Origin of the sequence: Paraburkholderia sp. GAS41 (assembly GCF_050436545.1) — a bacterium.
Lineage (GTDB): Bacteria > Pseudomonadota > Gammaproteobacteria > Burkholderiales > Burkholderiaceae > Paraburkholderia.
In genome coordinates this window covers 85,710-105,213 of sequence record NZ_JBNDMK010000029.1, presented here as the reverse complement: position 1 = coordinate 105,213, position 19,504 = coordinate 85,710, and the positions used below count along the sequence as shown (strand labels likewise).

At 63.0% G+C, this 19,504-nt stretch carries 14 protein-coding genes and 1 pseudogene; 5 read left to right on the top strand and 10 right to left on the bottom strand.

The features are described 5' to 3' along the window. Positions 1–213, top strand: a pseudogene (locus tag P3T43_RS30320) (hypothetical protein); the annotation flags it as partial. Here the strand turns inward: P3T43_RS30320 and iolB are convergent. From iolB to P3T43_RS30285, 7 genes are all read right to left on the bottom strand, one after another. After that, the gene (gene iolB, locus P3T43_RS30315) at positions 200–997 is read right to left on the bottom strand and encodes a 5-deoxy-glucuronate isomerase (protein ID WP_429284680.1); all 798 of its coding nucleotides are present in this window, start codon (positions 995–997) and stop codon (positions 200–202) included. The pseudogene P3T43_RS30320 and the gene iolB sit on opposite strands and share 14 nt — an antisense overlap. Continuing rightward, entirely contained in the window at positions 994–1,920 is a 927-nt protein-coding gene (gene iolE, locus P3T43_RS30310; RefSeq protein ID WP_429284679.1) for a myo-inosose-2 dehydratase, read from the bottom strand. The genes iolB and iolE overlap by 4 nt, the downstream gene beginning before the upstream one ends. Before the next feature lie 10 nt (positions 1,921–1,930). Continuing rightward, positions 1,931–3,892 carry a 3D-(3,5/4)-trihydroxycyclohexane-1,2-dione acylhydrolase (decyclizing) gene (gene iolD / locus P3T43_RS30305; protein ID WP_429284678.1) on the bottom strand — a complete coding sequence of 654 codons (1,962 nt, stop codon included), beginning with the start codon at positions 3,890–3,892 and terminating at the stop codon, positions 1,931–1,933. Further along, positions 3,889–5,922, bottom strand: coding sequence for a bifunctional 5-dehydro-2-deoxygluconokinase/5-dehydro-2-deoxyphosphogluconate aldolase (locus tag P3T43_RS30300; protein WP_429284677.1), 2,034 nt, complete (start codon positions 5,920–5,922; stop codon positions 3,889–3,891). The genes iolD and P3T43_RS30300 overlap by 4 nt, the downstream gene beginning before the upstream one ends. 95 nt (positions 5,923–6,017) lie before the next feature. After that, positions 6,018–6,836 carry an ATP-binding cassette domain-containing protein gene (locus P3T43_RS30295; RefSeq protein ID WP_429284676.1) on the bottom strand — a complete coding sequence of 273 codons (819 nt, stop codon included), beginning with the start codon at positions 6,834–6,836 and terminating at the stop codon, positions 6,018–6,020. Between the two features lie 14 nt (positions 6,837–6,850). Continuing rightward, a complete protein-coding gene (locus P3T43_RS30290) occupies positions 6,851–8,023 on the bottom strand; it encodes an ABC transporter permease (protein WP_429284675.1) in 1,173 nt (390 codons plus the stop codon). 197 nt (positions 8,024–8,220) lie between these two features. Beyond that, complete coding sequence (locus tag P3T43_RS30285; protein ID WP_429284674.1) at positions 8,221–9,267, bottom strand: sugar ABC transporter substrate-binding protein; 1,047 nt, start codon at positions 9,265–9,267, stop codon at positions 8,221–8,223. Between the two features lie 277 nt (positions 9,268–9,544). On the opposite strand from P3T43_RS30285, the gene P3T43_RS30280 reads away from it, so the two are divergent. The 4 genes from P3T43_RS30280 to P3T43_RS30265 all read left to right on the top strand — a co-directional run bounded on the left by P3T43_RS30280 (position 9,545) and on the right by P3T43_RS30265 (position 12,838). Next, positions 9,545–10,426 carry a MurR/RpiR family transcriptional regulator gene (locus P3T43_RS30280; protein ID WP_429284673.1) on the top strand — a complete coding sequence of 294 codons (882 nt, stop codon included), beginning with the start codon at positions 9,545–9,547 and terminating at the stop codon, positions 10,424–10,426. Continuing rightward, positions 10,419–11,441, top strand: coding sequence for an inositol 2-dehydrogenase (gene iolG, locus P3T43_RS30275; RefSeq protein WP_429284672.1), 1,023 nt, complete (start codon positions 10,419–10,421; stop codon positions 11,439–11,441). The genes P3T43_RS30280 and iolG overlap by 8 nt, the downstream gene beginning before the upstream one ends. Beyond that, entirely contained in the window at positions 11,441–12,475 is a 1,035-nt protein-coding gene (locus P3T43_RS30270; RefSeq protein ID WP_429284671.1) for a Gfo/Idh/MocA family oxidoreductase, read from the top strand. The genes iolG and P3T43_RS30270 overlap by 1 nt, the downstream gene beginning before the upstream one ends. A gap of 135 nt (positions 12,476–12,610) precedes the next feature. Continuing rightward, positions 12,611–12,838, top strand: coding sequence for a sulfurtransferase TusA family protein (locus P3T43_RS30265; protein WP_074265982.1), 228 nt, complete (start codon positions 12,611–12,613; stop codon positions 12,836–12,838). A 19-nt stretch (positions 12,839–12,857) separates the two neighbouring features. Here P3T43_RS30265 and P3T43_RS30260 read toward each other — a convergent pair whose 3' ends face one another. From P3T43_RS30260 to P3T43_RS30250, 3 genes are all read right to left on the bottom strand, one after another. After that, positions 12,858–15,206 carry a PAS domain S-box protein gene (locus tag P3T43_RS30260; RefSeq protein WP_429284670.1) on the bottom strand — a complete coding sequence of 783 codons (2,349 nt, stop codon included), beginning with the start codon at positions 15,204–15,206 and terminating at the stop codon, positions 12,858–12,860. A gap of 209 nt (positions 15,207–15,415) precedes the next feature. Beyond that, positions 15,416–16,297 (bottom strand): UTP--glucose-1-phosphate uridylyltransferase GalU, encoded by an 882-nt coding sequence (galU, locus tag P3T43_RS30255; protein WP_429284669.1) that lies wholly within the window; start codon positions 16,295–16,297, stop codon positions 15,416–15,418. Positions 16,298–16,360: 63 nt separating this feature from the next. Further along, a complete protein-coding gene (locus tag P3T43_RS30250) occupies positions 16,361–19,252 on the bottom strand; it encodes a valine--tRNA ligase (RefSeq protein WP_429284668.1) in 2,892 nt (963 codons plus the stop codon). Between the last annotated feature and the right edge of the window lie 252 nt (positions 19,253–19,504).

Sequence of the window (19,504 nt, the reverse complement as noted above, 5' to 3'; positions counted from 1 at the left end):
ACTCTACACCCTGGACTCCGCCGAAATCATGATCCACTGAGCCTCTGGCACTTGACCTTCAATACAGTTGCTTTCTTTGCGGCGGCAAAGAAAGTGAGTGCTGCCCCGCACAGGGGCGAAGTAAATAGACCACTAAGAATACAAGGAAAGGCCAACGCCATAAAAACCCAACCAAAGCGCCCGCAAGGCAAAAAAAACCTCACTCCTTATTAATAATCCACTCATGCGCCGGATCATTCTTGAAATGCCAGGTCCGTTGCTTCCCAGCCATGACATTCAGATAATACGAATCATACCCATAGGGAACGACAACCGGATGATACCCACGCGGCACCATCACCACATCATGATCCTCGACAGCCATCGACTCGTCGATATCCCTCGAATCGGTATACACGCGCTGAAAAGCAAACCCCTGCGGCGGATTGAGCCGGTGATAATAAGTCTCCTCCAGCGAACTCTCGTGAGGCACATTGTCCGTGTCATGCTTATGCGGCGGATAACTCGAAGCATTCCCGCCCGGCGTGCGCACCTCGACAACCAGTAAGGACTCCGCAACCTCGGTCTGCGGCAAGATATCGCATACGTATCGCGTATTCTGCCCCTTGCCCCGCGTCGAGCGGGTCATCTGCGAAGGCTCAATCAGCCTCGCCGGCAGCCCGCCTTTACCCGGCGCGCTAGCCACACCCACCTCCGCATCACGCAGCGCCCGCACCGTCGATCGCACCCCCGGCGGCAAATACACCGCATACGGCGCGGCATCTTCGAACACGCTGTCGCGCGAGCCGAGGCTGCTCCACTTCTGATCCGGCGTCTCCACGTCCACCGCGCCCGACAGCACCACGATGCAAACCTCGCGCGCCGGTTCGAACACATGCACCACCTCGTCCGTGCCGAGGCGATAAGCCGCGAAACCCACATAACGCCACGCGGCTGTCTCCGGCGTGACTCGCGCGATCGTCTGGCCCTCGCGCTGCGCCTTCACCAGCAAACTCATGCTGCCTCCTTCGTCGCAGAGGTGCCGGCATCGAGCGGTGCATCCACCAGCGCCCGCAACGTCTGATACCCCTTCTCCGCATAAACATACGATTGCGCGATCACCGGATCCTGCTCGGCTTCGACCACGAGCCAGCCGCGATAGCCGTGCCGTTTCAGGCGGTCGATAATCGATGGGAAATCCACCGTGCCATCGCCGGGAACCGTGAACGCGCCGGCAATCACCGAGTCCAGAAAACTCCAGTTGCGGTTGCGCGCGAGTTTCATCACCGCAGGCCGCACGTCCTTGCAATGGACGTGGCAGACGCGGCCGATATGTTTGTCCAGCACCGCGAGCGGATCGCCGCCGGCAAACGTGATGTGTCCGGCGTCGAACAGCAGCCCCACGGCGTCGCTCGTGCGCGCCATCAGGTTGTCGACGTCCGCCGGTGTTTCCACGTAGGCACCCATGTGATGGTGGTACGCGAGTCGCACGCCACGGCTCAGCGTATAACGGGCGAACTCATCCACGCGTGCCGCATAGGCGTCCCACTGCGCTTCGCTAAAGAAGCGCGGGCGCTGGTAGAGCGGCTGCGGCGCACCCTGGATCGAATCGGCGACCTCGCCGTACACCATTACCGTCGAGCCGTTGCGCGACAGCAGCTCCAGATGCGCGTCCACCGAAGCCATCTCTTCCTCCACCGTGCCGCGCGCGAGCCGCCCCGAATACCAGCCGGACACGAGCGCGAGGTCGTATTGCGCGAGCAGCGTTTTCAAGGCCTGCGGTTCGCGCGGAAACTTGTTGCCGAGTTCGAACCCGTCATAGCCGATCTGGCGTCCTTCGGTCAGCGCGACTTCGAGCGGTGTTTCGCCACCCAGCGATGGCAGGTCGTCGTTCATCCACGACAGCGGGTTGATGCCGATTCGTACTTCGAACTGAGTCATGCGAGCGTCCTCAATCGTGTTGGGTGTCGCCGGCGGCTTTGGCGCGCTCGGCAATCTGGGTTTCGTATTGCGCGCGTGCAGTACGCACGCCTTCGCGTTCGGAGACCTCCGGCACGGCGACTTCCCACCACCAGCCGCCGTCGTCGGTGGTACGCGCCGCGTCGGTGTCGATACTGATCAGATAGGTACGGTCGGCCGCGCGCGCGCGTTGCAGCGCGCCTTCGAGTTCGGCCACGTTCGCGACGTGCTCGGCTTGCGCACCGAGCGCGCGCGCATGCGCCGCGAAATCGATCGGCGGGGCGCCCAGCGGGCCTTGCTCACAATCGTCGAACATGTTGTTGAACGGCGCGCCGCCGCAAGCCTGTTGCAGACGATTGATACACCCGTAGCCGCGATTGTCGAGCACGACGATGATGAGCTTTGCGCCGAGCATCACCGAGGTGGCAATCTCGCTGTTCATCATCAGGTAGCTGCCGTCGCCGACCATCACGATCACTTCGCGTTCAGGGCGTGCCAGCTTCGCACCGAGCCCCCCGGCAATCTCGTAGCCCATGCACGAATAGCCGTATTCGACGTGGTACGCACCGGGTCGGCCCGCGCGCCACAACTTGTGCAATTCAGCGGGCAGGGTGCCCGCCGCACACACGACGATATCGTCGGCAGCGGACGTCGCGCTCGAGCGTTGCACCGTGCCGATCACATCCGCGTCGTACGGCAGCACCGTTTCGTGTTGCGGCGCGTGCGTGAGCATGCCCACGGCGTCGCGCCATCCCGCGGCAAGCTGGTGTGCCCGTGCGGTCCACGCGCGGTCGGCATGCCAGCTGCCTAGTTCCGCGGTGAGCGCTTCGAGCGCGAGGTGGGCATCCGCCTCGACCAGGCGGCCGCGATGTTTGAGGCCGTCGAAAGCATTCGCATTGATGCCGATGACATCGGCCTGCGTGAAGAGCGTGTTCGAGCCGGTCGTGAAATCCTGCAGACGGGTGCCGATTGCCAGCACGCAATCGGCATCGTGCGCGAGTGCGTTCGCTGCGGGCGAACCGGTCACACCCAGCGCACCCGTATTGAGCGGGTCGTTCCAGGCGAGCGCACCTTTGCCGGCCTGGGTTTCGGCCACGGGGATGCCGTGGGCACTGGCGAACGCATGCAGTGCGTCGGTTGCGTGGCCATACAGCACGCCGCCGCCGGCGACGATCATCGGGCGTTTGGCCTGTCGCAAGCGTTCGACGGCGGCGCTGATCTCTTCGGCCACGGGGGCGGGCGCATGAAAGCCGACCACGCGCGGTTCGAAGAAGTCGGCCGGGAAGTCCCACGCCATGGCCTGCACGTCCTGCGGCAAGGCGAGCGTCACCGGTCCGCACAACGCCGCGTCGGTCAGCACACGCAGCGCACGCGGCAGCGCGTTCAGCAATTGCGCGGGATGCACGATGCGGTCGAAGTAACGCGATACGGGCTTGAATGCGTCGTTGGCGGAAATGCCGCCGTCGTGAAAGTCCTCGACCTGTTGCAAAACCGGGTCCGGTGCGCGCGAGATGAAGATGTCGCCGGGCAGCAGGAGGACCGGTAAGCGGTTCACATGCGCGAGCGCCGCAGCGGTCAGCAGATTGGTTGCGCCGGGTCCGATGGAGGTCGTGACCGCCATCATCCGGCGCCGGAAATGGGCCTTCGCATAGGCTATCGCACTATGTGCCATGGCCTGTTCGTTATGCGCGCGCAGCGTCGGCAGTTCATGACGATGCTGATACAACGCTTCGCCGATGCCCGCGACGTTGCCGTGTCCGAAGATCGCGAACACGCCGCCGAACAGCGGCTCGGTGCCGGTGCCGTCCTCGGTCCTGACGCGCTGCGCCGCGAGGTAGCGGACCAGCGCCTGCGCCGTGGTAAGCCGCAGCGTGCCGGTGGCCGGTGCGTTCGCTGGCGCCGCGGCAGCAGCGGGAGCGGAAGAGGTATCGTGATGCAAGTTGCGCTGGTTCATGCAGCCTGCTCCTGGTGAACGTGCTGCGACGGGGCGCTTTGCGGCGTGATGTTGCCGCGCGCAGTGCGCCACGAATCGATCAGCGTTTCGAAGGTCTGTCGCACGCGGGCGATCAGTTCGTCGTCGCCAATCGTGCCGGCCAGCCACGCATGGCTCGGCTCGTGGAAAATCGTCCGGCCCACGGTGAAGCCACGGCAGGTTGCCGATTGAGCTGCGGCGCGAAAGCCATCGTTCAACTGCTCGACGGCGGCGGACAGGCCGAGCAGCACCACCCCGCGGCAATACGGATCGCGTTCGGCGATCAGCGCGTCGACAGCCTGCCATTGGGCCGCTTCCATCGGCTCCAGTTTCCACCACTCCGGATAGATGCCAATGTTGTACAGACGCTTCAACGCGCGATACACGATATCGGAGCCGCCCGGCAGATGAGCATGCTTCGGCGGAATCACTTCGAGCAGCAGTTCGTGGCCGCTCGCCTGGGTGGCGTCGTAGAGCGCGCGAATTTGCGCTTCCTGTTCGAGGCGTTGTTCGATGGGCTCGTCAGGATGGAATTGCACGAGGCACTTCACGACGTGCTCTTGCGGCCAGGGGATCAGCGTGGTGCCGATCGAACGGCCGTGATCGAACACGAGCGGCACGGAGCCCGGCAGTTCCACCGGGCGGCCGATCCACCAGCCACGGCCGGTGGCGGCGTTCAGTGCATCCTGGCCGTAACGGTCATCGATCAGTACCCCGATACGTCCCTGCAAGCCAAGCTTGCTTTCGGTCTGGGCGACGGCATCGACAAACAGGCTCTTGAGCCGCGCGATACGCGCTTCGTCCGCGCCGGTCTGCTGAGCCAGATCGAAGAACTGATTGCGGTGATCGAAGGCGAAGCCAAGCACCTCATCCCATTGCTTGCGGGCAGGGGAAACACGGTGCAGGCGCGCGAGCTTCGCATCGCGGTCGGGCCGGCGCATCCGTTGCGGGTCGGCTTTTGCTTCGCTCAGGAAATAGTCGAGTTCGGCGGGGGTCGGCATGGCCGGGGCGCAGCCATGGCGCGACACCACCAGCGCGCCGCTCGCATTCGCCGCGCGCGCACACGCTTCGAGCGGTGCATCGCGCAACCAGCCGGACAGGAACCCCGAGGCGAATGCATCGCCTGCGCCGAGCACGTTCAAGACCTCCACTTCGACGCCGCCATGGATCGGCGCGTCGTCAAGCGTCGCCGGCACATCGTCGTCGATGATCTGGCAGCCGAGCGGGCCGCGTTTGACCACCAGCGTCGCGGGCGTGACGGCGCGCACCATCGCGAGGGCGCCGATCAGATCGTCCTTGCCGCCGGCAATGCGGAATTCCTCTTCGGTGCCGATCACCAGATCCATCAGCGGCAGGATGCGCTGCAAATGCGCGGTGACGTCTTCATTGGCGACGAAGCGGGTCTCGCCGTCGGCCTTGCCGGTAAGGCCCCACAGCACGGGACGGTAGTCGATATCGAGCACGGTGCGCACGCCGTTGCGACGCGCGTAGTCGAGCGCGCGGCGGCTCGCACGGTTGACCTGCCCGGTGGAGAAGTGCGTGCCCGTAATCAGCAGCGCTTTCGATGAGGCGATGTACGCTTCATCGAAGTCGGCCTCGTCCACCGCCATATCGGCGCAGTTTTCGCGGTAGAAAACCAGCGGGAACGTATCGCGATCTTTCAGGCCGAGCAGCACGAGTGCGGTGAGGCGCTCCTGATCGACGCGCACATGGCTGACGTCGCACCCTTCCCGGGTGAGCGTTTCGGTGAGAAAACGGCCCATATGGTCATTGCCGACGCGCGCCAGCATCGACGCGGCGAGCCCGAGGCGCGCGCAGCCGAAGGCGATATTGGCGGACGATCCGCCCAGATACTTGGCAAAGCTCGACACGTCTTCGAGACGCGCGCCGACCTGCTGCGCGTAGAGATCCACCGCGAGCCGGCCGAGGCAGATGATGTCGCGGCTGCGGCCCGGCTCGAAGCGGCTGGCGGTGCTGGCAACGGACGGCGTGGATGTACTGGTAAGAGCCATGGAATGTCCTGTATGTCTTGGCGCTTGACCTGACGGCCAAGCGTGGCACGCGGCGCACGCACGGCGAAGCCGTGCGATCCGCCGCATGGCGCAATTCAGATCGTCGCGCCTTCGAGCTCGCCGATCATCTTCTGCATTTCGGCGCCGCCGGCCATCATGTCTAGCACTTCGTCCTTGCTGATGGTGTCCTTCGTGAAGGTGCCGAGCGACTTGCCGCGATTGAGCAGCGTGAACGAATCGCCGATCGGATACGCGTGATGCACGTTGTGCGTGATGAAGATCACCGAAATGCCTTTGGCGCGCGCGGTGTGGATCAGCTTCAGCACGTTGAAGCTCTGCTTCACGCCAAGCGCCGCGGTCGGCTCGTCGAGAATCAGCACGCGCGCACCGAAGTGAATGGCGCGTGCAATGGCGAGGCACTGCTTTTCGCCGCCCGACATCGTGCCGATCGGCTGATGTGCGTCACGCACGTTGATGCCCATTTCCGCGAGCTTGTCGCGCGAGGCGGTCGCGCAATGGTCGAGATCCATCACGTTGATGAAGCCAAACAGCTTTTTCTGCGGCTCGCGGCCCATGAAGAAGTTGCGCGCGACTGAAAGCAGCGGCACCAGCGCGAGATCCTGATAAACGGTGGCGATACCTAGATCGAGCGCGTCTTTGGGTGAGGTGAAATGCACCGGCTTGCCGTCGACGAGGTAGGTGCCTTCGCTCGGCCGGTGTACGCCGGCGAGCGTCTTGATTAACGTGGATTTACCCGCGCCGTTGTCGCCCAGCAGGCAATGCACTTCACCGCGTTTCAGGCGCAGCGTGATGTCCTTCAGCGCGATCACGTTGCCGAAATAACGGCTGACGTTCTCGAGCGCGAGGATATAGTCCGCGTCCGCCGGTTGGGTGGTGTTCGTGGGAGTGTTCATGGTGGTCTCCTCGTTTAGCGGGCTGCCGCAACACGGCTGCGCACGTAGTGGTTAAACAGCACCGCGAACAGCAACATCGCGCCGAGGAACACCCGGAACCAGTCCGAGTCGATATTCGTATAGGTAATGCCGATCTGCACGACACCGAAGATCAGGGCACCGAACGATGCGCCTACCACCGAACCGTAACCGCCGGTCAGCAAGGTACCGCCGATCACTGCCGCAATGATGGATTCGAATTCCGCCTGCAGGCCGCGGTCGGCCGCTGCCGAACCGATGTCGCACACCTGCAGCACCGAATAGAGGCACGAGCAGAAGGCGGTCAGCACGAACAGCGAGATCTTGATGCGGCGCACCGGCACACCGACGTTCTTCGCCGCATTGGCGTCGCCGCCCACTGCGAAGATCCAGTTGCCTGAACGCGTTTTGGCGAGGACGAACGCGCAGACCGCGGCAAGTGCGAACCACCACAGGATAACTTTCGGAATCCCAGGCACGAGCGGCAAGCCGCTGTCCAGCAGCTTGACCACGCCGATGTGCCCGAGCCAGGTGAACAGGCCCTTGAACGCGACGCCCTGGAACAGGGTATGGGCGAGCCAGTCATGCGCCGCAACGTCGCCGACACCGGAGATGATGGTGCGGTCGGCAAACATCACGGAGAGCGCAAGGGTCAGGCCGCGCAGGATGAACAGGAAGGCCAGCGTGACGATGAAAGAGGGCAGGCGGGTGCGCATCACGAGATAGCCGTTCAGCGCGCCGAGCAGCATGGAGCCGGCGAATGCGAACAGGATCGATAGTGCGATCGGCCAGTGGAAGTACATCGTGGGCAGCGCGACCATCATGCCGGAAAAGCCGATCATCGAGCCGATCGAAAGATCGAACTCACCGGCGATCATCAGGAGACACGCGCCGACCGAAATGATGCCGAGATAGGCCGCGACCTGTGACCAGTTCATCACGCCATCGAGGGCGAACATGCCGGAGTTGCCGGCGGAGAGTCCGAACACCAGGAACACCATCACCGTGCCGGCGAGCGCGGCGAATTCCGGTCGGCTCAATAGATGTTTGAACCAGGATTCGCGACGCACGCGCTCGTCTGCTGCCGCAGCGGTGCCGGAGGCCGCGGCTGCGGCGGCGTCCTGTTCGGATGGGGGATGCTTGGCGTGAAAGGGGTTGGCGACGCCCATTGAAACTCTCCTTGATGCGCCAGCGGATGGCGTCGGCGTGACGCTTCGCTTAACGGCGCTTGATGCAAGTGAAGTGCAGATGAAACTCTGCGAAGGGAAGCGGGTGCGGCCGGGGCCAGGGGTGGCTGGCGGCACGCGCTCCCTTCATGCCTGCTGGGACGGTGGTTATTCCGTACCCGAACTCAACGCAAGATTGCTTAGCGGTACTGACCTGCGTACTTGATTACCTTGTCGATATTCTCCTTCGTAATGAAGCCTGGGCCCGAACCGATATTGCGCGGCCCGTAGGAGGGAGCGAGACCGTAGGTGGACAGACGTGCCTGGAACTTCGGGTTGGCCTGAAGGATCTGGCGGATCTTTACGGGGTCGGTGGTGTGGTCATGCTTGACGATGGCCAGCACCGCCACTGCGATGTAGCCCTGCAGGTACGGCTGCTGGTCGATGGCGAACTTGATCGTGCCGTCCTTGATGGCCTTGGCGATGTCGTCGTCGAAGTCGAAGGTGGCGAACCAGATCTTGCCGGCCAGACCCATCTGCTGCAGGGCCTTGATGGTCGGCGCGGCCGAGAGCGGGCCGAGGGCGAGCACGGCGCCGGTGTCCGGATGATTGCGCAGATATGCGCTCACTTTGGACTGGATGCCGGTGGGGTCCGTGCCGGCGTCGAGCGTCGACGACTTGAAGTCGACGCCGAGCGCTTCCGCAAAACCGCGGCAACGTTCGAACGAAGCCGGATTGGTGGCGTAGTGGTTCACGCACAGGAACGATTTGACGCCGGCGGCTTTGGCCTTTTCCCCCGCGGCCTTGCCCGCGGTGTATTCAGGCTGGCCGATATGCATGATCGCGCCGAGATCCGCACTCTGCTGCTCGGTGCCCGAGTTGATCGTGACGAGAGGAATGTGCTTCTCGGTGACCTTGCCGATCGAACCCTTCAGCACGTCGTAGTCGGCGATGGTGACGATCACGCCGTCGTAGTTGCGCGCCGCGGCCTGTTCGATCAGGCGGGCCATGTCGGCGATGTCGCCGTTAGGCGGGTTGCGGTAGTCGGTCTCGACGTTGAAGTCCTCGTCGGCCTGTTTGATGGCGTTCTTGATGGTGTTCCACCAGGAATCGGAATCCGGTGCGTGGCTGATCAACACGAAGTGCGCATCCGCCGCGCGCGCTGCGGTCGTGGCGGCCAATCCCGCCGTCATTGCCAATGCCGCTACCAGAATCCTCAGCGTTGCCTTGCCATTGCAAAGTCTCATTGTCTCCACCTTTCTCGGTCTTCGTTATTGAAGGGAACGTCTGGTGTTTTTACCTACTCGCAAGCCCTCTTGGCGTTTACACGCATGCTCGCTCACCATCGCTCAGAACCAAGATTAGGCCAACTTTCGCGCTCTTGCAATGAAAATTTCATGACAAAGAAAAATGGAAAATATGTTCCATTTCAATGGGCTGCTGCCTATAATCCCAGCGTCAGTGCGGTGCATGGATAGTCTTGGAGGCCGTTTTGCAACGCAATAAAGCAGCAAAGGAAGAGCCATGGCGGAAGACAGCACAGAAGAACTACCGAGCGTCGAAGATTTGATGCAGCGCATTGCTGAGAACTACGAATCGTTGCCGCGCCAGTTGAAGAGCGTCGCGACGTATCTCGAGCAGCATCGTGCAAGCGTGATGATGGATCGCACCAGCGACATCGCGGCGAGTTGCGGCGTGCATCCGTCGGCGGTGGTGCGTTTTGCGCAGCGCTTCGGCTTCTCGGGATTCTCGGATCTGCAGGCGGTGTTTCGCCAGGCCTATACGGGCCAGGGCGCTTCGTCACCGAGCTATCAGCAGCGCATCCGCAAGCTGATCGACGAGAAACCGGGTGCGCTTTCGGGTGGGTCGGTCGCGCGTGAATTCATCGCCGCTTCGCGCGGCGGGCTCGAAGAACTCGAAGCGGGCCTCGACGACAAGGAGTTCGACGCGGCCGTGAAGATGCTGCAGCACGCCGACAACATTTACGTGGTCGGCGTGCGCCGTTCGTTTCCGGTCGCAAGCTATATCGTCTACGCGCTGCAGCACACGCCCAAACGTGTGCATCTGATTTCGGGTTTCGGCGGCATGTATCGCGAGCAGATTCGCAGCGTCAGAAAGGGCGACGTGGTGATTGCGATCAGCTTCGCCCCGTATGGGAAGGAAACTCAGTACTGCCTGCGAGTGGCGCATCACCATCAGGCGAAGACGCTCGTGATCAGCGACAGTCAGTTGTCGCCGCTCGCGCGCTACGCCACGACGCAACTTTATGTGAAGGAGGGGAGCGCGTTCGCGTTCCGCTCGCTGACCAGCACGATCTGTTTGTGCCAGGCGCTGTTCATCGCGCTTGCATACAAGCTGGAATTAAACGTGGAAGAATCGAAAGACACTGGAGGATACGATGACTGACGTGGCAGGCGGCAAGACAATCGACGTAGCGGTGTTCGGCGCGGGGCGCATCGGGCGCATTCATGCGGCCAATCTGGCGCGGCAACCGGGCGTGCGGCTCAAGTACGTGGTGGATGTGAACCGGGAAGCGGCGGCGTCGCTGGCCGCCTTGCACGGCGCGCAGGTCGCGGATATCGACGGCGCGATGGGCGACGCGTCGGTCGGTGCAACCGTGATCTGTTCGAGCACTGATACCCACTCCGATCTGATTTTGAAATCCGCGGCGCAGCAGAAGCACGTCTTCTGCGAAAAGCCGGTCGACCTGACGCTCGAACGCGCGCGCGCCTGTGCGGATGCCGTGGCGAAAGCGGGCGTGGTGTGCATGATCGGTTTCCAGCGCCGCTTCGATCCGACCTTTGCGGCCCTGAAAGCGCGCATCGACGCGGGCGAAATCGGCACGCCGGAAATGCTGATCGTCACGAGCCGCGATCCGGGCGCGCCGCCGGTCGAATACATCAAGCATTCGGGCGGCATCTTCAAGGACATGCTGATTCACGACTTCGATATCTTCCGCTGGATTCTCGACGACGAAGCCGAGACCTTGCACGCCACCGGCAGTTGTCTGAGCGATCCGGCCATCGCCGAGGCAGGCGATATCGACGCGACGGCCGTGACGATCCGCACGAAGCGCGGACGCCTGTGCCAGATCAACACGGCGCGGCGCGCGGCGTATGGCTACGATCAACGTTTCGAAGTCCTTGGCAGTACAGGGATGCTGCAAGCCGGCAACGTGCGGCCAACGGAAGTGGTGGCGTATTCGAAAACGAACGTCTCCAGCGACGTGCCGGAAGCGTTTTTCCTTGAGCGTTACCGCGCTGCTTATGCCGCGGAAATCGCCCATTTCTTCGACGCGGTCACGCAAGGCAAAGCGGTTCGCACCACCGTGGCGGACGGCCTGAAGGCGCTCGAACTGGCCGACGCCGCGACCCGTTCATGGCGCGAAGGCCGGCCGGTGAACCTCGCCGGGGAGGCATGATGACGACGACTTCTAACCGCCAGCCGGTACGCGTAGGGGTGGTCGGGCTCGGGCGGCTCGGCAAGCGGCACGCGGAGAATCTGGCTTACCATGTGCCCGGCGCGGCGCTCGTCGCCGCCTGCAGTCCCGTGGAAGAAGAGCTGGCGTGGGCGGCCGGGGCATTGCCGGCGCCTCGTTTGTACCGGGACTACGCCGCGTTGCTGGACGACCGCGAGGTTGACGCAGTGTGGCTCGTCACGCCTTCGGCATTGCACGCGCAACAGATCGTCGACGCGTTGCGTGCCGGCAAGCATGTGTTCTGCGAGAAGCCGCTATCGCTCGATCTGGCGGAGTGCGAGCGCGTGTTGGCGGAAGCGGAGCGGCAGCCGCATCTGCAAGCCACCATCGGCTTCATGCGCCGCTTCGATCCGAGCTATCGCGACGCCTTCGACAAAATCGCTGCGGGCGTGATCGGGCGGCCGTTCATGGTGCGCTCGCAGACCACCGACAAGAACGATCCCGACGGTTTCTTCGTGCGCTTCGCGCCCACTTCGGGCGGGATTTTTCTCGACTGCACCGTGCACGACATCGACGTCGCCCGCTGGCTGCTCGGCAAGCCGCGCGCCAAGCGGGTGTTTGCCAGCGGCACGATTGCGCTGCATGAAGGACTGCGCGAGTTCGGCGACGTCGACAACGGCGTGGCAATCTGCGAGTTCGAAGACGGGCGCCTCGCGATGTTCTACGCGTCGCGCACCATGGCGCACGGCAACGACACCGGCAGCGAGGTGATCGGCACGGCGGGTTCGCTGGCGATCGGTCACAATCCGCGCTCGAACCGCGTGGAGATTACCGACGCGAGCGGGATTCGCAACGAATGCACGCCGACCTTCTTCGACCGTTTCGAAGACGCGTTTCTGTACGAGGCGCGGGCATTCGTCGCGGCGGTGCAGGGCGGCGAGTCCGCGGGGGCGACGCTCGCCGATGCACTGGAAGCGACGCGGATTGGCAGCGCACTGCGGCAGTCGCTGCAGACTGGCCAGGCCGTCACGCTGTAAAGGGCCGCAGCGCGCGTCCATGATGGCCGCCCTGTCTGCGCCGCGTCAGGCGGGGAGAGGGCGGCTGCGGTAGAATTTGACCCTCTGTCCGGCGTCGCATGCGGCGCCTCATCCCGAAGGTCATCGTCGATGCAAATTCAGGTTCACAAGGAAGTCGATGCGCGCGGGCTGAACTGTCCGCTCCCTATTTTGCGCGCCAAAAAGGCGCTCGCCGACATGGAAAGCGGCCAGATTCTCAAGGTGCTCGCCACCGATCCCGGGTCGCAACGCGATTTCGCCGCGTTCGCCAAACAGACCGGAAACGAAATCGTCGAGGTTTCGACTCAGGACAAGGTGTTCGTGTTTCTGATGCGGCGCCGCTGAGCACGTGAGTGTCGCTGTATCACGGGCGGGCGCTGTCCAGCACCACGCTCAGTTCGTCCAGCGTATAAGGCTTGCGTAACGCCTTCCAGCGGAACGTCAGCGGCGGCGCGTCAGGCATCTCGCTGCCCGAGGCGAAAATCACCCGCAACGCCGGCTGCAACGCCACCGCTTTTTCCGCCAGCTCGATGCCCGACTTGCCGGGAATCGCGAGATCGGCCACCAGCACGTCGAATGGCCGCTCGCCAAACCAGCGCAGCGCTTCGTCCGGCGAGCCGGTCATCACCGGAACGTGACCGAGCATCTTGATCAATTCGCTCGCGGCTTCCAGCAACGCAAGATCGTCGTCGACCAAAAGCACGCGCAGACCGTTCGGTTCCGCGGTGGTTGCGCGGGGCGTGAGGTCCGCGTCGACATCGGTCGTGCCGGCCGTTTGCAGGATGTGGCGGATCTTGGAAGCGAGTTGCTCCCGGCTGTACGGCTTGCTCAACAACTCGACACCTGGGTCCAGCCGTCCGCCGTGCACGATCGCGTTCTGCGTGTAGCCAGAGGTGAACAGCACCTTCAGGCCCGGCAGAAGCTGCACTGCCTGGGCCGCCATCTCGGTACTGCGCGGCAATCCCGGCATGACCACATCGGTAAACAGCAGGTCGAGGTGAACGCCGCTGCGGATGACCGTCAGCGCCTGCTGGGTGCTGTCGGCTTTCAGCACGCGGTAGCCGAGGCCGGATAACGTGTCGACCACCGTGGATTGCACCTTCGGGTCGTCCTCCACCACGAGGATCGTTTCGGTGCCGCCCTGCAGCTTGACGGCGGGTCGCGCCGGCGGCTCGACCGCGATTCCGGTCGAACGCGGCAGGTAGATCCTGATCGTCGTGCCGTGTCCGGGCTCGCTGTAGATACGGGCATGTCCGCCGCTTTGCCGCACGAAGCCATAGGCCGTGCTCAAGCCGAGCCCGGTGCCCTGGCCTTCCGGTTTCGTGGTGAAAAACGGATCGAACGCGCGCTCGACCACGTCAGGTGGCATGCCCGTGCCGGTGTCGGTCACGGCCAGCATGACGTACTGACCGGCAGTCACGTCCGGCACGCCGGCAACGTAGCCGTCGTCGAGCATGGCATTGGCCAGTTCCATGGTCAGCCTGCCGCCTTCGGGCATGGCATCGCGCGCGTTGATCGCAAGGTTCAGGATAACGTTCTCGAGCTGATGGATGTCCACCAGCGTATTCCACAGGCCGCCGGCCACCACCGTTTCCACGTCGATCGTCTCACCCAGGGCACGCCGCAGCAGGTCGTCCATGCCGCGGATGGCGGCTGCGAGGTTGATGACCACCGGTTGCAAGGGCTGCTGGCGACCGAAGGCGAGCAGTTGCGAGGCGAGCTTCGCGCCGCGCTCGACGGCATCGATGGCCTTGTCCAGCCGCTCGCGTGTCCAGACGTCGCCGGAATGACGCCGGTCCAGCAATTCGAGGTTGCCGCGCAAGACCTGCAGGACGTTATTGAAGTCGTGCGCCACGCCGCCCGTCAGCTTGCCGATGGCCTCCATCTTTTGCGACTGGAACAACGCCTTTTTGGCATCTTCGAGAAGGCGGTTCGATTCCATCCGCTCGGTAATGTCGCGGGTGATCTTGGCAAAGCCGGCCAGTGTGCCGTCGTCTTCGCGGATGGCGTCGATCACGACGTGGGCCCAGAAGCGCGTGCCGTCTTTGCGCACGCGCCATCCTTCCGCTTCGAAGCGTCCGTCTCGCGCGGCAATCGAGAGGCCCCGCTGCGGCAATCCGCTTGCCGCGTCCTCGGGCAGGTAAAAGCGCGAAAAATGCGAACCGATGATTTCTTCCGCGGTGTAGCCCTTGATGCGGCGCGCGCCGGCGTTCCAGTTGGTGACGAGACCTTCCGGCGAGAGCATGAAGATGGCGTAATCGGTGACGCCGTGAACCAGCATGCGGAAGCGCCGCTCGCTTTCCAGCACGGCGTCGTGCGCGGCCTTTTTATCGGTCATGTCGCGCACGATTTTCACGAAACCGGCCATGTGTCCATCTTCAGCGTGCAACGCGTTGATCACGACGCTGGCCCAGAACGCCCCGCCGTCCTTGCGCAGGCGCCAGCCTTCGGTGTCGTGACGGCCTGTGCGGCGAGCGATCTCCAGGCCGTGAGCGGTCACGCCTTTTTGGCGATCTTCGTGGGTATAGAGGATATCGAGGCGCTGGCCGATTATCTCTGCCGGCTCATAGCCGTGGATGACCGTGCCGCCAGCATTCCACGTCAGAATCTGGCCGTCCAGCGAAACCGCAAAGATTGAATAGTCGGAGACAGAGGACACCCACTTGTCGGTCCAATGCTGGATCGTGTTGCTTGAGCGCCGTTCATTCGGCATATCCGACTCCCGTTTCGACCGTCTTTTGAGCTTCTTCGCTTTGCAGGAATGCGCTGCAGCCGGCACGCTGGACTTGCACGATGGTGTGCCATCCGCTCACAAAACAAAAGGCGCTGCCGCCCGGCATAGAGGGCAGCAGCGCCTTTCTCAGTTCTATTGCGCGCTTTCCCTTACGTTCGCCGCGCTTCTACTTTAAACCTTCCGACTGCCTAGCCTTCCAGCACCGGCGAGCGTGTGCGCAGGTACTCTTCGAAGTCCGCGGCCACTTCCGGGTGACGCAGCGCGAACTCGACCGTCGCCTTCAGGTAACCGAGCTTGCTGCCGCAGTCGAAACGCGTGCCGTGATACTTGTAGGCGAGGACCTGTTCATCGGCCAGCAGCGACTGGATGGCGTCCGTCAACTGCAGCTCGCCGCCGGCACCCGGCTTGAGCGCGCGCAGATGTTCGAAAATGCGCGGCTTGAGCACGTAGCGGCCCACCACGCCGAGATTGGACGGCGCGACGTCCGGCGCCGGCTTTTCGACGATGCCCGACATCTTGATGATCGAATCTTCCCATTCCTTGCCGTCGACGATGCCGTACGACTTCGTCTCGGAGTGCGGGATCTCTTCGACACCGATCACCGAGCTGTGATAGTGGTCAAATACCTCGATCATTTGCGCCATCACGGGCGGTTTGCCGTACAGCAAGTCGTCCGCGAGGATCACGGCGAACGGGTTGTCGCCCACCAGCTTTTCAGCGCACATCACCGCGTGGCCGAGGCCGAGCGCTTCGGGCTGACGCACGTAGAAGCAGTCCACGTGGCTCGGCTTGATGCTGCGTACCAGTTCCAGCAGCTTGTCCTTGCCGCGCGCTTCGAGTTCGGCTTCGATCTCGTAGGATTTGTCGAAGTGATCTTCAATGGCACGCTTGCTGCGGCCCGTGACGAAGATCATTTCGGTGATGCCCGCGGCCATGGCCTCTTCTACCGCATACTGGATCAGCGGCTTGTCGACGATGGGCAGCATCTCCTTGGGGCTTGCCTTGGTGGCGGGGAGGAACCGGGTGCCAAGACCTGCTACCGGGAATACGGCTTTTGTAACTTTTAGCATGTTATTTACCCCTGAATCCTCTAGTGACTACGCCTGTGCGTCGGCACAGGCGTGGAGCATCAATCAGGCCGGCAGTCGCGCAAGTTGCGCATTCAGCTTGCCGATAGTCATCTCGTATTCTGCCAGCCTTTTCTGCTCCTGCTCAACGACTGCGGGAGGCGCCTTCGCAACAAAGCTTTCGTTCTGCAGCTTGGCGTTGCATTTCGTCACTTCGGCGCCCAGTCTCGCAATCTCTTTCGACAGGCGTTCGCGTTCGGCTGCGACGTCGATCTCCACCTTCAGCACCAGCTTGTCATTGCCTACGATAGCAATTGGCGCGCCATGCGCCTGGGCGTCGAGGGTCGCCTCGTCGGCGATGATCTGCACTTCCGAGAGGCGCGCCAACGCCTGGGCATACGGCGCGAAGGTGCGCAGACGCTCGGCGTTGCCGGTAGCGAGCAGCGGTACCTTGACGGCCGGCGACAGGTTCATTTCCCCGCGCAGATTGCGGCAGGCGTCGATGACGGCTTTCAGGTCGGCCACCCACTGCTCGGCGGCGTCGTCCACCTTGCTGGCATCCGCCACCGGATAAGCCTGCACCATGATCGAGGCCTGACCCTCCGCTTCGCCTTGCGGGTAACGGTCGGCAAGCGGGGCAACCTTCTGCCACAGCGCTTCGGTGATGAACGGAATCACCGGATGCGCGAGACGCAGGACGGTTTCGAGCACGCGCAACAGGGTGCGGCGAGTGGCGCGCTGCTGTTCCGGTGCGCCATTCTGGATCTGCACTTTGGCGAGTTCGAGATACCAGTCACAGTATTCGTCCCATACGAACTTGTATAGGGCGTTGGCCACATTGTCGAAACGGTAGTCGGCAAAGCCCTTGGCGACTTCGGCTTCGACGCGCTGCAGATGCGAGACGATCCAGCGGTCGGCCTGCGAGAAGTCGAGATAAGCACCCGGGCCGCAGTTGCCCTCGCCATTCGGGCCGCATGCATCGGCGGGTTTGCCGAAGCCGCAGTCATGGCCTTCGCAGTTCATCAACACGAAGCGGGTGGCGTTCCACAGCTTGTTGCAGAAGTTGCGATAGCCCTCGCAGCGGGCGAGGTCGAAGTTGACGTTACGGCCCAGTGTGGCCATCGAGGCCATGGTGAAACGTAACGCGTCCGTGCCGAAGGCGGGAATGCCGTCGGGGAATTCCTTGCGGGTCTTCTTCTCGATCGACGCCGCCTGCTTCGGGTTCATCAAACCGGTGGTGCGCTTGGCGACCAGCGAGTCGAGGTCGATACCGTCGACGATGTCGATCGGGTCGAGCGTGTTGCCCTTGCTCTTCGACATCTTCTGGCCTTCGGCATCGCGTACGAGACCGTGTACGTAGACGGTGTCGAAGGGCACTTTGCCGGTGAAATGGGTGGTCATCATGACCATCCGCGCGACCCAGAAGAAGATGATGTCGAAGCCGGTGACGAGCACCGACGACGGCAGGAAGGCTTCCAGTTCCTTCGTTTCGTTCGGCCAGCCGAGCGACGAAAACGGTACCAGCGCGGACGAGAACCACGTGTCGAGCACGTCTTCGTCGCGCTTCAGGGCGCCGGTGTAGCCTTGGGCGGCAGCCTGCGCGCGGGCCTCGTCTTCGGTCTTGGCGACGAAGATTTCGCCGCTTTCGCCGTACCACGCGGGAATCTGATGACCCCACCAGAGCTGGCGGGAAATACACCAGTCCTGGATGTTTTCGAGCCATTGGTAGTACGTGGTGGTCCAGTTTTCCGGCACGAACCTGATCTGGCCGTTGCGGACCACGTCGAGCGCGGCTTCGGCGATCGACTTGCCGGGATTGTAGGTGCCTTGCGGCGCCGGCTTGCTCATGGCGACGAACCATTGATCCGTCAGCATCGGTTCGAGCACGACGCCGGTGCGGTCGCCGCGCGGCACCATCAGCTTGTGCGGCTTGACGGACTCGAGCAGACCGATGGCTTCCAGATCCGCGACGACCTGCTTGCGTGCCTCGAAGCGATCGAGACCGCGGTATTTTTCCGGTGCGTTGTCGTTGATCTTCGCTTCGAGCGTGAGGATTTCGATCTGCGGCAGCTTGTGGCGCTGGCCGACCTGATAGTCGTTGAAATCGTGCGCGGGGGTGACCTTGACGACACCGGTACCGAACTCGCGGTCGACGTAGTCGTCGGCGATGATGGGGATCTCGCGGTCGGCGAGCGGCAGCCTGACCGTTTTGCCGATCAGCGCGGCGTAGCGTTCGTCTTCGGGATGAACCATGACGGCGACGTCGCCGAGCATGGTTTCCGGGCGGGTGGTGGCGACCGTCAGATGCCCCGAGCCATCAGTGAGGGGATACTGGATGTGCCACAGATGGCCGTTTTCTTCTTCGCTGGCGACTTCGAGGTCGGAGACGGCGGTCATGAGGACCGGATCCCAGTTGACGAGGCGCTTGCCGCGATAGATCAGGCCCTGTTCATACAGACGGACGAAGACGTCGCGCACGGCGGCGGACATCTTGTCGTCCATGGTGAAGTATTCGCGCGACCAGTCGATGGACGCGCCAAGCCGCCGGACCTGACCGGTGATGGTGGAGCCGGACTGCTGTTTCCAGTCCCAGACGCGTTCGACGAACTTTTCGCGGCCGAGGTCATGGCGCGAGACGCCCTGGGCGTCGAGTTGGCGTTCGACGACGATTTGCGTGGCGATACCGGCGTGATCGGTGCCGGGGACCCACAGGGTGTTTTCGCCGAGCATGCGATGGTAGCGGGTGAGGCCATCCATGATCGTCTGGTTGAAGGCGTGCCCCATGTGAAGGGTGCCTGTGACGTTCGGCGGCGGAAGCTGGATGGAGAAGTTCGTGCCGTTCCCGGTGAACGCTGGCGCGGCGTAGGCGCGTTTTTCCCACTCCGGGCCCCACTGGGCTTCGATGTTGTGGGGCTCGAAACTCTTGGCTAGCGTGGTGTCGGGCGTGGTGTCGCTCATTGTTCGTGATCTGCTGGGGTGCAATGGAATCTTTGATTATAAGGGGTGGCTGGGGTTTGCCTGCGGCGGCTTGTTGTTGGTGGGTTTTGGGTGGTTTGTTTGCCTGCGGCGCTGTGGTTGTTCTCTTACGGTGTTGGCCTTTCCTTGCTTTCTTATTGGTTTGCTAGCTCGCCCCTGTGCGGGGCAGCACCTACTTTTCTTCGCCGCAAAGAAAAGTAGGCAAAAGAAAGCGGGCTCACACCGCCAGCCGGT

What these genes read in the sequence shown, in the direction of transcription:
- P3T43_RS30280 (WP_429284673.1), top strand. Translation starts at nt 9,545, where the DNA reads ATGGCGGAAGACAGCACAGAAGAACTACCGAGCGTCGAAGATTTGATG.
- P3T43_RS30285 (WP_429284674.1), bottom strand. Translation starts at nt 9,267, where the DNA reads ATGAGACTTTGCAATGGCAAGGCAACGCTGAGGATTCTGGTAGCGGCA.
- P3T43_RS30290 (WP_429284675.1), bottom strand. Translation starts at nt 8,023, where the DNA reads ATGGGCGTCGCCAACCCCTTTCACGCCAAGCATCCCCCATCCGAACAG.
- iolG (WP_429284672.1), top strand. Translation starts at nt 10,419, where the DNA reads ATGACTGACGTGGCAGGCGGCAAGACAATCGACGTAGCGGTGTTCGGC.
- iolD (WP_429284678.1), bottom strand. Translation starts at nt 3,892, where the DNA reads ATGAACCAGCGCAACTTGCATCACGATACCTCTTCCGCTCCCGCTGCT.
- P3T43_RS30250 (WP_429284668.1), bottom strand. Translation starts at nt 19,252, where the DNA reads ATGAGCGACACCACGCCCGACACCACGCTAGCCAAGAGTTTCGAGCCC.
- P3T43_RS30270 (WP_429284671.1), top strand. Translation starts at nt 11,441, where the DNA reads ATGACGACGACTTCTAACCGCCAGCCGGTACGCGTAGGGGTGGTCGGG.
- P3T43_RS30300 (WP_429284677.1), bottom strand. Translation starts at nt 5,922, where the DNA reads ATGGCTCTTACCAGTACATCCACGCCGTCCGTTGCCAGCACCGCCAGC.
- iolB (WP_429284680.1), bottom strand. Translation starts at nt 997, where the DNA reads ATGAGTTTGCTGGTGAAGGCGCAGCGCGAGGGCCAGACGATCGCGCGA.
- iolE (WP_429284679.1), bottom strand. Translation starts at nt 1,920, where the DNA reads ATGACTCAGTTCGAAGTACGAATCGGCATCAACCCGCTGTCGTGGATG.
- galU (WP_429284669.1), bottom strand. Translation starts at nt 16,297, where the DNA reads ATGCTAAAAGTTACAAAAGCCGTATTCCCGGTAGCAGGTCTTGGCACC.
- P3T43_RS30260 (WP_429284670.1), bottom strand. Translation starts at nt 15,206, where the DNA reads ATGCCGAATGAACGGCGCTCAAGCAACACGATCCAGCATTGGACCGAC.
- P3T43_RS30295 (WP_429284676.1), bottom strand. Translation starts at nt 6,836, where the DNA reads ATGAACACTCCCACGAACACCACCCAACCGGCGGACGCGGACTATATC.